The 11,935-nt window shown below is 70.2% G+C and carries 12 protein-coding genes and 1 pseudogene; 9 read left to right on the top strand and 4 right to left on the bottom strand.

Features of this window, described 5'->3' with window-relative positions; all coding sequences use genetic code 11:
* The first annotated feature begins 17 nt into the window (after positions 1 to 17).
* Positions 18 to 755, top strand: a complete 738-nt coding sequence (locus tag SRB17_RS20200; protein ID WP_153540593.1) for an SDR family oxidoreductase — start codon at positions 18 to 20, stop codon at positions 753 to 755.
* A 42-nt stretch (positions 756 to 797) separates the two neighbouring features.
* Here SRB17_RS20200 and sigJ read toward each other — a convergent pair whose 3' ends face one another.
* On the bottom strand, positions 798 to 1,712 hold the full coding sequence (gene sigJ, locus SRB17_RS20195; protein ID WP_153540591.1) for an RNA polymerase sigma factor SigJ: 915 nt from the start codon (positions 1,710 to 1,712) through the stop codon (positions 798 to 800).
* 167 nt (positions 1,713 to 1,879) lie between these two features.
* Between sigJ and SRB17_RS20190 the strand changes: the two genes are divergently transcribed.
* Positions 1,880 to 2,380, top strand: coding sequence for a hypothetical protein (locus tag SRB17_RS20190; RefSeq protein ID WP_153540589.1), 501 nt, complete (start codon positions 1,880 to 1,882; stop codon positions 2,378 to 2,380).
* A gap of 294 nt (positions 2,381 to 2,674) precedes the next feature.
* Here the strand turns inward: SRB17_RS20190 and SRB17_RS20185 are convergent, their stop codons facing one another.
* Together SRB17_RS20185 and SRB17_RS48085 are read right to left on the bottom strand one after the other, a co-directional pair.
* The gene (locus SRB17_RS20185; protein WP_153540587.1) at positions 2,675 to 3,001 is read right to left on the bottom strand and encodes an antibiotic biosynthesis monooxygenase family protein; all 327 of its coding nucleotides are present in this window, start codon (positions 2,999 to 3,001) and stop codon (positions 2,675 to 2,677) included.
* A gap of 164 nt (positions 3,002 to 3,165) precedes the next feature.
* Positions 3,166 to 3,330: a hypothetical protein gene (locus SRB17_RS48085; protein ID WP_323375979.1), complete on the bottom strand. Its 165-nt coding sequence runs from the start codon at positions 3,328 to 3,330 to the stop codon at positions 3,166 to 3,168.
* A gap of 179 nt (positions 3,331 to 3,509) precedes the next feature.
* Here SRB17_RS48085 and SRB17_RS48080 point away from each other — a divergent pair.
* From SRB17_RS48080 to SRB17_RS45465, 6 genes and pseudogenes are all read left to right on the top strand, one after another.
* Positions 3,510 to 3,800: pseudogene (locus tag SRB17_RS48080) on the top strand (VCBS repeat-containing protein); the annotation flags it as partial.
* A gap of 10 nt (positions 3,801 to 3,810) precedes the next feature.
* Entirely contained in the window at positions 3,811 to 4,347 is a 537-nt protein-coding gene (locus SRB17_RS48075) for a hypothetical protein (RefSeq protein ID WP_323376054.1), read from the top strand.
* A gap of 193 nt (positions 4,348 to 4,540) precedes the next feature.
* Complete coding sequence (locus tag SRB17_RS20175) at positions 4,541 to 6,016, top strand: FG-GAP and VCBS repeat-containing protein (protein ID WP_153540585.1); 1,476 nt, start codon at positions 4,541 to 4,543, stop codon at positions 6,014 to 6,016.
* Between the two features lie 136 nt (positions 6,017 to 6,152).
* Positions 6,153 to 6,281 carry a hypothetical protein gene (locus SRB17_RS47605; RefSeq protein WP_267133439.1) on the top strand — a complete coding sequence of 43 codons (129 nt, stop codon included), beginning with the start codon at positions 6,153 to 6,155 and terminating at the stop codon, positions 6,279 to 6,281.
* A gap of 65 nt (positions 6,282 to 6,346) precedes the next feature.
* Positions 6,347 to 7,441 carry a Yip1 family protein gene (locus SRB17_RS20170; protein WP_153540583.1) on the top strand — a complete coding sequence of 365 codons (1,095 nt, stop codon included), beginning with the start codon at positions 6,347 to 6,349 and terminating at the stop codon, positions 7,439 to 7,441.
* A gap of 245 nt (positions 7,442 to 7,686) precedes the next feature.
* Complete coding sequence (locus tag SRB17_RS45465; protein ID WP_194294067.1) at positions 7,687 to 8,127, top strand: hypothetical protein; 441 nt, start codon at positions 7,687 to 7,689, stop codon at positions 8,125 to 8,127.
* A 72-nt stretch (positions 8,128 to 8,199) separates the two neighbouring features.
* Here SRB17_RS45465 and SRB17_RS20160 read toward each other — a convergent pair whose 3' ends face one another.
* The gene (locus tag SRB17_RS20160; protein ID WP_153540581.1) at positions 8,200 to 8,937 is read right to left on the bottom strand and encodes a hypothetical protein; all 738 of its coding nucleotides are present in this window, start codon (positions 8,935 to 8,937) and stop codon (positions 8,200 to 8,202) included.
* A gap of 384 nt (positions 8,938 to 9,321) precedes the next feature.
* Here SRB17_RS20160 and SRB17_RS20155 point away from each other — a divergent pair, with 384 nt between their 5' ends.
* Positions 9,322 to 11,910 (top strand): ATP-binding protein, encoded by a 2,589-nt coding sequence (locus SRB17_RS20155; protein ID WP_153540579.1) that lies wholly within the window; start codon positions 9,322 to 9,324, stop codon positions 11,908 to 11,910.
* The last annotated feature ends 25 nt before the right edge of the window (positions 11,911 to 11,935 follow it).

Genomic DNA, 11,935 nt, shown 5'->3' with positions numbered 1-11,935 from the left:
AGCGAACGGAGACAGTGATGAGGATCGTGGTTGTCGGCGGTACCGGGCTCATCGGCTCACAGGTGGTCGCGCGACTGCGCGCCGGAGGTCACGAGGCCGTGCCGGCCACTCCCTCCACCGGCGTCAACGCCGTCACCGGCGAGGGCCTGGCGGACGCGCTCGAGGGCGCGGACGTGGTCGTGGACGTGTCGAACTCCCCCTCCTTCGACACCGAGCCGGCACTCGACTTCTTCACCCGCTCGGCGCAGCACCTGTTCGAGGCCGAGAAGGCGGCGGGCGTCCGCCACCACGTCACGCTCTCCATCGTGGGCGTCGACCAGGTACCCGACTACGGCTACTACCGGGCCAAGGTCGCCCAGGAGGAGGCCGTCCGCGCCGGCGGAATCCCCTACAGCCTGGTGCGCGCCACCCAGTTCTTCGAGTTCATCGCCCCGGTGATGGACATGTGCACCGAGGGCAAGCAGGTGCACCTGCCGTCCAACCGGCTGCGCCCGATGGCCTCCGCCGACGTCGCCGCCGCCGTCGCCGACGCGGCGCAGGGCGAACCCTCGCAGGGCATCCGCAACATCGCGGGTCCCGAGGTGCACCGGCTCGACCGGCTCGGCGAGCTGACCCTTGCGGCGAAGCCGGACGGCCGTTCCGTCGTCACCGACGAGTCCGCGAGCCCGTTCGCGGGCATGCCCGACGTTCTCACCGGCGACGACACCGCGCACATCGCGGCCACCCGCTACGAGGACTGGCTGAAGCACAACTGACCGAGGCGCTGTGGTCGGTCCTGCGGGCCGACCACGCGGCTCCTACGACCGCCCCGTGGCCCTGTGTACGGACCTCTCGTACGCCCTGAGCTTGGCGGGCGCCAGGACCCAGTAGAGCCCGTCGATGCCGTCCGGTCCCACCGTGAAGGACACCAGGGCGACGGCGGCACCGTCCTGGACGAGCAGCAGGCAGGGGCGGCCGTTGGCCTCGACCACGCCGTACTCGGCGCCGGGGAAGAACTTGTGCGCGAAGGCGCTGGTCCTGGCCACGCGCTCGGCGCCCACGATCGCCAGCCGGGCCACGCCGCGCATCCCGTTGCCGTCCGCGTAGGCGACGGCGTCGGCCGACAGCACGCTCTCCAGCGCGGCGACGTCGCCGTGCCGCGCGGCGGCGACGAAGGCCTCCACCAACCGCCGGTGCTGTGCCGCCTCGACGGGCTCCCGGCGCTCGGCGGACAGGCGCTTGCGGGCCCGGCTGAGGACCTGCCGCGCGTTGGCCTGGCTCAGCTGCAGCATGCTCGCGATCTCGCCGTACGAGTAGTCGAACGCCTCCCGCAGCACATAGGCCGCCCGCTCCACGGGGTTCAGCTTCTGCAGGACCAGCAGGACGGCCAGCTCCAGCGCCTCGCCGCGCTCGGCGCCGACCTGCGGATCCACGCTGGTGTCCACGGGCTCCGGCAGCCACGGCCCGACGTACGCCTCCCGGCGGACCCGGGCCGACTGGGCCACGTTGATGGCCAGCCGTGTGGTGACCGTCGCCAGGAACGCCCCCGGATCGAGCACCGCGCTCCGGTCGGTGCCCTGCCAGCGTTCCCACGCGTCCTGCACCACGTCCTCGGCCTCGGACACGGTGCCCAGGATGCGGTAGGCGACGCCGAAGAGCCGCGGCCGCAGCCCCTGGAACACCTCCGCCGCTTCGTCCAGCGAGTCACCGGTGCGCCGCGGCTGTTCGCCCATGATGCCCTCTCCCGGTGGCGGCCGATGGAGGATAGTGCTACCCCATCCGGTGGCTTATGGACGCCACAGTGTTATTTAATCCTCCGATTTCCTATTCATTCCACTATCCAATTATTGGTACTGGCCTGCCTGTCGCCATGCCGAACAAGTCGAGGAGAGTGGAAGAGATGACGACATCGCCGCCACGATGGAGATCTGTCCTGGCCTCAGCAGCCACGGCTGCTGCGCTGTTCACAGCAGCCCTGGGAGGCGCGGGGACCGCCTTCGCGGATGACGCCCCCTACCGGAGCGGGGGCGCCTACCCGCCGCATCCGTCGCACACGCCGCACCACGACCACGACGAACACGGTCACGGCGAACACGGACACGACGACGAGCACGGAGACGACAACGAACACGGAGACGACAACCACGGGCACGACGACGAACACGGGCACGACGAGCACGGGCACGACGACGAGCACGGAAACGACGACGAGCACGGGCACGACGAGCACGGGCACGACGAGCACGGGCACGACGACGGGCAGGGCGGCCCGGAGAAGCCGCACCTCGCGCACACCGGTGCCGACCACACCCAGGAGATGGTGCTGGGTGGAGTGGCCGCCGCGCTGATCGCAGCAGGTGCCGGCACCATCGTGGTCGCCCGCCGTCGTAGCAACTCATGACCTGTCCACACCACGACTGTCCCTCCCCCTGAGGAGGTCCGGTCACACGCCGGACCCCCTCCGAGCACGTCAGCGCGTTCCTGGCCCGCGGGCCAGGAACGCGCTGCTGGCCGCACTGCGGAACCGGCCTGGAGCGGCTGTGGTGGCTGGTTCGGAACCGCGCCGGCTGTGGCGGCGCTCCTTCTCAACCCCCACTACGTGGCACTTCTCGCCGCACAGTGGACCCACCTGACGCAAACCCGCAGGTCGCACGCTCGCGGGGCCGGCGTCGGACGGAACAGATCCGCCCATCACCTACGCCCCCTTCGGCCCCGCCTGCTGCACCACCTCGAAGGACCACAGGGTCGAACCGGAAGCCGCGGGCTTCGGGCGTTCGGCGCCCTCTCCGCCGCCCTGGTGCGCGGACTTCATCGGCCCCTCCATCCAGGCCTGGAAGGACTCCTCGTCACGCCAGCGCGTGTAGACGAGGTAGGTGTCGGTGCCCTCGACGGGACGCAGCAGCTCGAACCACTCGAAGCCGTCGGAGCCCTCCACCGCGTGGGCCCGGGAGGCGAACCGCTTCTCCAGCACCTCCCGCTGCTCGGCGGGCACGGTCAGCACATTGATCTTGACTACGCTCATGTACCCATCCTGGCCCACCGCCCCCGCGCTCCGCCGCCGCCCCGGGGTGTCGCGGCAGGTCGAACGCGTGCAGGATTGCGGGGACGTTGTGGGCGGGGCGGGTGAGGGGGACGGTGACCGCGCCGAGAACGCGGGAAGCGGGAAGGGCCGGGGCCACAAAGCCGTCACCCACCGCCCCCGCCCGACTCCCCGTCCCGCCGGGCAAGGGCAGCAGGGTTCCCGACGACTTCAACGGCGACGGCCACCGCGATCTCGTCCTCGACGACCTCGTCGAGGCGCAGCGCCACGCCGACGACGCCGGTATCGGGATCGTCTACGGCAGCCCGCACGGACTCGCCTCCGGTGCACGGCAGTTGCTCACCGCGAAGAGGCAGCCGCCCCCGGCAAGGGCCGGCTCCCGGCCGTCTTCGACGCGGAGGAGAGCTGCGACCTGAACGGGGACGGCTTCACCGACCTGATCGTGTCGACCGACCCGCCGTACGACGGACGGGGCCGGCCCCCGGTGCCGATGCAGATCCTCTTCGGCTCGCCGGCCGGGCTGACCGGACGGGTGGTCCAACTCGTCGTCCCGGCCCGCGCCCGCTTCGGCGACGACTGGCCGGACCAGCCGGTGTGCGGTGACTTCGACGGCGACGGCAGCGAGGACCCGGTGCTGCGCGAGTCCGGCGGCAGACTGACGTCCCTGCGCGGGCCGTCCGGCCGAAAAGGAGCCCCGTACACGGCGGGCGTGCCGCTGCCCGCGCCCGGGGAGGTGCCCACCGGTCCTGCGGCCGATGTGAACGGGGACGGGTACGACGACCTCCTCGTCCGTGCCGCCGAAGCCCCCGGCAGGGCCGCCGTCGTGCTCGGCGGACCGCGCCGGCCCGGCCCGCACCGGCGCGGTCCTGTCCGCCGGCGGCGCCGTGGCCCTCGGCCGGTTCGGCGGCGGTGTCGCCCTGGACGCGGCGATCGGTGGCACCGCGGAAACGTCCCTGCGCTACGACCTCCCGGTCCCGTCTGCCCACGGCACCCTCCGCTCCCCGGCCCGACGCTGGACGCCGGCGACTTCGACGGGGACGGGCGCGACGAGCTTCTCGCCGGCGGTTCACGGCTGCGCGTCTTCCGCGCCGCCGCCGGTGCCGGGGGACTGTCGGCGGCGGGAGCCGTCACCGTCGTACCGCCCACGCCCGGGACGACGTGTCCTCGCGGTCGGCGACTTCGACGGGGACGGGCGGGCGGACCCGGTGGCGCGGACGTACCGGGGCGAGACGAAGAACATGGTCGCCCTCTACCGGGGTACGGCGAAGGGCCTGCTCGCGGCCCGGTCGACGACCACCTTCTCGACCTCGGAGTTCCTGGCGCCGTGACGCGTCGACCCGACACACACAGCAGTCACATAAATTTACCGAGATCACGTACAACCCTTACGTATCCCGGTGGGTCTCCTGATCGCCGACCGGCTGGTGAACCGTGGGAGAACTCACGGCAAACGGGGACGGTCCGCACCCATCGACTCTGGATGCCGGCCAGGCATCCCGCATGCCGCAGGAGAAAACCCGCATGCACAAGCCTCTGCGACTCGCCCTCGCCACGGCCACCGCGGCCGCGCTGACGGGCGGTCTGCTCACCTTCTCGGCCGCGACCGCGACGGCCGCCGACTCCACCACCGTCCCGCAGGCCGACTTCAACGGCGACGGCATCGGTGACGTGGCCTTCTCCGCCGACGGCGCCTACGTCAGCGGCCACAGCGCCGCCGGCCAGCTCGTCGTCCTCTACGGGACGAAGAGCGGCGTCTCCTCCACCAAGCGCTCCACGATCAGCCAGAACACCACCGGCAACCCCGGCACCGCCGAGTCCGGCGACCACTTCGGCGCCGAGACCGCGTACGCCGACTTCAACGGCGACGGCTACGACGACATCGCGGTCGGCTCCCCCGGCGAGGACGTCGGCACCGACAAGGACGGCGGCGGCCTCGCGATCCTGTGGGGCTCGGCCCAGGGCATCACCGGCAAGGGCGTCTCGATCGCCGACCCGGCCCCCACCGCGCACGACTACTGGGGCAAGAACCTCGCCGCCGGCGACTTCGACGGCGACGGCAAGGCCGATCTGGCCGTCGGCAGCTCCGCCGCCACGATCTATGTCTTCAAGGGCGGCTTCAACGCCTCCGGCGTGCCCGGCGGCAAGTACACGATCAAGCCCCCGATCATGGGCACCGACGCCGACGGCCCGCTCAACCTGACCGCCGGCGACATCAACGGCGGCCGGACCGACCTGGTGGTCGACGGCTATGAGACCAGCAGCGACTACGGCTGGAACCGCAACTACTACATCCCCGGCACCGCGAGCGGCCTGGACGTGTCCCAGGCCGAGGCCCTCAAGCCCGGCGTGATCACGGCGATCGGCGACATCAACGGCGACGGCTACGGCGACGTCGTCAGCGGCGCCTACTGGAACACCACCACCGAGGACGGCACCGCCGTGCCCGACTCCGGCAAGGGCGGCAAGGTCTGGGTGACGTACGGCTCCGACGGCGGCCCCCTCACCACGGCCGCCACCGGCATCACCCAGGACACCGGGAACGTCCCCGGTACGGCCGAGGGCAACGACTTCTTCGGCTACGAGCTCGACCTCGGCGACATCAACGGCGACGGCTTCCTGGACCTCGCGATCGGCGTGGCGGGCGAGAACATCGGCAGCGCGACGAACACCGGCTCGGTCACCGTCCTCTACGGCACCGCGAAGGGCCTGGACACCACCTCCGGAGCGCAGGGCTTCGCCCAGTCCACGCCCGGCGTGCCCGGCAACGACGAGAGCAACGACTACTTCGGCCAGGACGTCAAGCTCGACGACGTCACCGGCGACGGCAAGGCCGACCTGATCGTGGGCTCCCAGGAGAACGCCGGCAACGGCGCGGTGACCTACCTGCCCTCCGACGGCACGAAGATCATCACGACCGGGTCCCGCACGGTCTCCCCGAGCACCTCGGGCGTCTCGACGACGGGCACGCCGTACTTCGGCGCCAACTTCGCCGACTGACGCTGCGCTCGGGAGGTGCACTCCCCGCACGCTCACAGCGCGCCGGGTCCGCGACCGCGCGGGCCCGGCCGCCCTCGGCCCGATGCGCCCGGCCAGGCTCCAGCCGCCCGATCAGCCGACCCCTCGGAGAACCTCGATGCGTACAGCCGCCTCGGCCGTCCTCGCGGCCACCCTGCTCACGGCGGGGCTGACCCACGGCAAGGCCGACCTGGCGATCGGCCTGAGCGGCGGCGGCGTCCTGCAGCGCGGCGCCTTCCTGGACTGACCGGACCGGCCTCCTCGGGAAACCCTGGAAAACCCTGGGACCGTCCCCTGACGGTCCCTTAGGGGATGTCACAGGTCGGCCGCAAAGCCGGGCCCGGACAGCCGGGCCCGGCCCGTCACTCTCCTGGACCAGGTACGTTCGATGACGTGGCTGGATTCAGGATCGGACGCGGGGGCCGGGACAACCGCACCCCCCAAGGACAGCAGGCGCCGCAGGGACCGTCGTACGGCCGGCCCGGACCGCAGCACGGTCAGCCGGGGCCGTCGTACGGGCAGCCCGCGGGGCCCGCGTACGGCTACCCGCAGGCGCCGCAGCAGTCGTACCCGCAGCAGGGACCGCGCTCGCACCCGCAGCCGGGACAGCGGTCGTACCCGCAGCAGGGGCGGCAGCCGTACGGCCGGCCGCGCCAGTCCTACGGCTACCCGGGCCCCGCAGACGACGGACCGGAGTACTTCGGGGACGGCGGCGGCTACCCGGGCGGCGGCGCTCCCGGGCCGGACCCGTACGCGGCCGACAACCCGGGCCACACCCAGGCGTTCTCCATCGACGAGGCCGCCGGTTACACGCAGGGCGCGACCTACCAGGCCGGTTCGGCCGCGGCGCCCGCCGCCCCGCTGGGCCCGCCGCTGCACTGGAAGCAGCTGCTGAAGGGGATCGTCCTCTCCCCCGACCAGACCTTCCTGCGCATGCGGGACTACACGATGTGGGCCCCGGCGCTCATCACCACGTTCCTCTACGGCCTGCTGGCCGTCTTCGGCTTCGACGGCGCCCGTAAGGACGCGATCGGCGCCACGCTGTCCAACGCGGTGCCGATCGTGCTGATCACGGCGGTCGTGATGGTGCTCGGCCTGTTCGTCCTGGGCGTGGTCACCCACACCCTGGCTCGTCAGCTCGGCGGCGACGGCGCCTGGCAGCCGACGGTCGGCCTGTCCATGTTGATCACGGCCCTCACGGACGCGCCACGGCTGCTGGTCGCCATGTTCGTCGGCGGCGACGCGACCTTCGTCCAGCTGCTCGGCTGGGCCACCTGGATCGGTGCGGGTGCCCTGCTGACCCTGATGGTCTCCCGGTCGCACGACCTGCCCTGGCCGCGGGCGCTGGGGGCGTCGGCGATCCAGCTGATCGCGCTGCTGTCGATCGTGAAGCTGGGCACGTTCTAGTTTCTCGTCGATCTTTCTCGTCCCGCTCTCCCCATGATCGCGAAAAGGGCCTCCGGCATGACAGCCGGGGGCCTTCTCACATGCATGTGGGTCGAGCAGCGGCAGGATTTCTTGGGCTGTACGGGGGCTGCACGGGGGAAAAGGCGGACGCTGCAGCGTGCCTAGTAATCGTTCAACGCCTGCCTCCACCATCCTGTCCAGCAAAGCCCGAGTTTCTGCACCAGGGACGACGAAAGGTCGGTCGAGTGACGTTCGCCAAGCGTTTCACCACGATCAGCGCCGCTGCGGTGGCGGCGATTCTCCTCAGCGCCGGCGGCGCCCAGGCTCAAGGCGACGGGGGACTCAGGTCGCTGCTGGGCACTATTCCACTCCTCCGGGCCTCCAACCCGATGGAAATGGCCGGACAAGGCGGCGGTGGCAGCACCGGAACTCAGACGACCAACAATAAGAACAACAATAACAACAACGCGGGCAGCGGTCCGAACAACAACAATAACAATAACGGGGGCGGGCCCAACAACAACAATAACAACAACAACGGCGACACCCAGGCCCAAGGAACCGGGGGCCTGCTGCCACTTCTGGGCAAGTCACTCATCAATATCCAGGTCTGTTACCCGATGGGGCAGGTCGGATCGGGCAACACTCTCACCGGCAATCAGAACATCAACTGTCACCAAGACTGAGGCGCCGGAGCGCGCGCAAAAACAGTCCGGCGGCCGGGTGAGTTCACACCATCGGCCGCCGGGCTGTGAAGTTCAGCCGTTGTTGTTGTTATTGTTGTTGTTCGCCCCTCCGCCGCCGTTGTTGTTGTTATTGTTGTTGTTCGCGCCTCCGCCGCCGTTGTTGTTGTTATTGTTGTTGTTGTTCGCCCCGCCGCCGTTGTTGTTGTTGTTATTGTTGTTGTTCGCGCCTCCGCCGTTGTTGTTGTTATTGTTGTTGTTGTTCGCCCTCCCGCCGTTGTTGTTGTTATTGTTGTTGTTGTTCGCGCCTCCGCCGTTGTTGTTGTTATTGTTGTTGTTCGCGCCTCCGCCGTTGTTGTTGTTATTGTTGTTGTTGTTCGCCCCGCCGCCGTTGTTGTTGTTATTGTTGTTGTTGTTCGCGCCTCCGCCGTTGTTGTTGTTATTGTTGTTGTTGTTCGCGCCTCCGCCGTTGTTGTTGTTATTGTTGTTGTTGTTCGCCCTCCCGCCGTTGTTGTTGTTGTTATTGTTGTTGTTGTTGTGACGGCCCTTGTGCTTGCCGCCGTTGTTGTTGTTATTGTTGTTGTTGTTCGCCCTCCCGCCGTTGTTGTTGTTATTGTTGTTGTTGTTGTTCCCGCCTCCGCCGTTGTTATTGTTGTTATTGTTGTTGTTTCCGCCGTTGTCATTCGGCGCCATCACGTGAGCGCCTGTGGGCGTCGGGGCGGCGAAGGCGGCGGAGGGTATCAGGGCGCCTCCCGCGGCCAGAGCAGCCGATGCGGTCAGCACTGCGGTACGCTTCGCGATCTTCTTGAGCATGACGTTCCCTTTTCGGTGAGTTCGGAACCGTGCCGATTCGGAGCCCAATTCGATGACGGCCATCCGTTCGGCCTGATGACTCAATTAAGCCCCGCCACTCCGCCCGCGTCATTCCCCGAAATCTCGGGACTTGACAAAGGCGGCAGCCCGATGTCTCCTCCGCAGGGCCCGATTTGAGTCGGCAGAACCGGGGAATCCGAATCTGGGATCCGCCCGCCAGCATGCGCTGTTGCAGTCGGGGTCACATCGGGTGCACGCCCCAATTTCCGCCCGGCACACCCCACATCCCATCCGGAATCCCGCGGAAACACCCCACCAGCCGACCCCGCTTGATCGATCTGGATCTTTTGCGCGGCTCCCGCCACAGAGGGAAACTGGCGGGTGATGGACCTGCTAGAGCGAGAGGCTGTGCTCCAGGACCTCACCGGTCACCTGCAGGATGCCGTGAGCGGCCCTGGACGCCTGGCCCTTGTGCGCGGCGAGGCCGGCATCGGCAAGACAGCGGTCGTCAACTGTCTGGCCCAGCTGGCCGATCCCCCCATCCGGGTCCTGGTCGGCGCCTGTGACCCACTGGCCACCCCCCGTCCCCTGGGCCCGCTGCTGGACCTGGCCCCGCGCCTGGGCCCGGCGGTCCGCACCGCCCTGACCGGGGCGCCGGCCGGCACCTGCCGTACCGACGAGGTCTTCGACTGCCTGCTCGCCGACCTTGGCTCCTACCCCAGCCTGCTCGTGGTGGAGGACGTCCACTGGGCCGATGAGGCCACGATGGACCTGCTGCGTTACCTGGTCCGGCGCCTGCCGAGCGTTCCGGCGCTGGTCGTGGTCACCTACCGCGACGACGAGATCGGCCGCACCCACGACGTGACCGCCCTCCTCGGCACCCTGGCCGGCTATCCGTGGGTGTACCGCCACGACCTGGCCCCGTTGAGCCGCCGGGCCGTGGCCCGACTGGCCACCGGGCACCCCGTCGACGCCGAGCAGCTGTATCAGGTCTCCGCCGGCAACCCGTTCATCGTCACCGAGATCCTGGCCGCCCCTGACGAGACCATCCCGGCCACCGTGCGCGAGGCCGTCGCCGGCCGCCTTGCCGGTCTGTCGGCCGCGGCGCGCAGGGCCGTCGACGAGCTGGCCGTCCTGGGGCGCCGGGTCTCGCTGCCCCTGCTGGCCGGCATGCTGCCGGCGCCGGAGGAGGCGCTCGACGAGGCCGTGGCCTGCGGAATCGTACGGGCCGACGGGCAGATGACCGAGTTCCGGCATGAGCTGACCCGGCTGGCCGTACTGGAGTCCGTCCCCGCCGCCCACCGTCTGCGGGTACACCGGCAGGCGCTCGCGGCGATGCGGACCCGCCCCGTCGCCGCGGACGAGCTGGCGCTGCTCGCCGATCATGCCGAGGGCGCCGGGGATCCGACCGCCGTGCTGGAGTACGCGCCCGCCGCGGCCGCCCACGCCGCCGCGTCGGGCACGCACCGGGAGGCAGCCACCCAGTACGCCCGCGCTCTGCGGTACGCCGACCGTCTGCCGCCCGCCCAGCAGACCTTCCTGCTGGAGGGGCATTCGCAGGCCTGCCTCCTGTCCGGTCGGCTGGACGAGGGGGTCGCTTCCCGTCGCAGGGCGGTGAAGCTGCGCCGTGCCCTGGGCGACCGGCTGCGCGAGGGGGAGGACCTGCGCTGGCTGTCGTGCTGGCTGTGGCCGGTCGGGCGGACCGTGGAGGCCAGACGGACCGGGCTGGACGCGGTGCGGGTGCTCGAAGGGCTGGCGCCGAGCCGGGAGCTGGCCCGGGCGTATCTGAATCTCTGTCAGCTGGCCTGCTACGAGCACGACGGCGTGGCGGCGGTCGCCGCCTACGCCGAGAAGGCGATCGCCCTCGGCGAGCGCTTCGGCGATGCCGGAGTCGTCGTCCAGGCCCGCTTCCACGCTGCGGCATCACGCACGCTGAGCGAAGGGTCGGGCCCGGAGGTCTGCGAACAGGCGGTGTCCAGCGCGATGGCGCAGGATCTGCCGGAGGACGCGGGCTTCTTGGCGCTCATCATGTGCTGGTTGACCGCGCTGCAGCGTGATACCGCCCGGACCACGGCGGCCGTGAACCGCGCGGAAGCCTATTGCCTCGATCGCGACCTGGTGTCCTACCTGCTGTGCACTCGGGTCTGGGGCAGCTGGGGGCTGCTGAGCCGGGGCCTGTGGCCGCAGGCCGCCGATGCCGCGCAGAACGTCCTGTCCCATCCCGGCTCGCCACCGATCGTCCGGGCCCTGGCCCTGACCGTCCTTGCCCTGGTGCGGGCCCACCAGGGCAAGGGGCGGGTGTGGCCGCTGCTGGAGCGGGCGGCGAGCCTGGTCGACGCGGACTGTCTGCTGGACACGGGCCTGGGGTGGGAGGCCCGGGTCGAGGCGGCCTGGCTGGCCGGCGATCACGAGCTGGTGCGTACGGAGGCACAACGCGGTCTGGACGCACTGGCGGAACGTACCCATCCCTGGCTGTCCGGGCCGTTGGCCTGCTGGATCCGCCGCGTCGGAGGAACGCCGCCGCAGGTGGCCGCGGCCGGACCCTACGCGCTGGAGCTGGCCGGCGACTGGTCCGGCGCCGCGGCCCAATGGGACAGGCTCGGCTGCCCGTACCACGCCGCGCTGGTCCGCCTGTCCGGTGACCCGCCCGCGCTGCACCAGGCTCTGACCGCCTTCGAGGCCCTCGGCGCCCGGCCGGCCGTGACCCACACGCGCGCCGTGATGCGTGCCCGCGGTGTGCGCCCGATCCGGCGTGGTCCGCGGGCGGCCACCCGGGCCAATCCGTACGGGCTGACCATCCGGGAGATGGACGTCCTCAAGCTGCTGGACGAGGGCCTGTCGGATGCCGAGATCGCCGCCCGCCTCTACATCGCCCCCAAGACCGCCGGGCATCATGTGGGCGCGGTGCTGACCAAACTCGGCGTCCACACCCGCCAGGAAGCGGCCCGAAGACTCCACCATTCCGAGCGCTGAAGTCCACCTGCGACTTTACGGGTGA

It is taken from the genome of Streptomyces sp. RB17, from assembly GCF_009604455.1.
GTDB lineage: Bacteria > Actinomycetota > Actinomycetes > Streptomycetales > Streptomycetaceae > Streptomyces.
Note: the sequence above shows the minus strand (reverse complement) of the source record. Positions and strands in the feature narration are given on the sequence as shown.

Bases quoted from the DNA above. Each gene is read 5' to 3' on its own strand.
- SRB17_RS20155 (WP_153540579.1), top strand. From the start codon at position 9,322: ATGGACCTGCTAGAGCGAGAGGCTGTGCTCCAGGACCTCACCGGTCAC.
- SRB17_RS20160 (WP_153540581.1), bottom strand. From the start codon at position 8,937: ATGCTCAAGAAGATCGCGAAGCGTACCGCAGTGCTGACCGCATCGGCT.
- SRB17_RS47605 (WP_267133439.1), top strand. From the start codon at position 6,153: ATGCGTACAGCCGCCTCGGCCGTCCTCGCGGCCACCCTGCTCACGGCG.
- SRB17_RS20190 (WP_153540589.1), top strand. From the start codon at position 1,880: ATGACGACATCGCCGCCACGATGGAGATCTGTCCTGGCCTCAGCAGCC.
- SRB17_RS20185 (WP_153540587.1), bottom strand. From the start codon at position 3,001: ATGAGCGTAGTCAAGATCAATGTGCTGACCGTGCCCGCCGAGCAGCGG.
- SRB17_RS20200 (WP_153540593.1), top strand. From the start codon at position 18: ATGAGGATCGTGGTTGTCGGCGGTACCGGGCTCATCGGCTCACAGGTG.
- SRB17_RS20170 (WP_153540583.1), top strand. From the start codon at position 6,347: ATGTCACAGGTCGGCCGCAAAGCCGGGCCCGGACAGCCGGGCCCGGCC.
- sigJ (WP_153540591.1), bottom strand. From the start codon at position 1,712: ATGGGCGAACAGCCGCGGCGCACCGGTGACTCGCTGGACGAAGCGGCG.
- SRB17_RS20175 (WP_153540585.1), top strand. From the start codon at position 4,541: ATGCACAAGCCTCTGCGACTCGCCCTCGCCACGGCCACCGCGGCCGCG.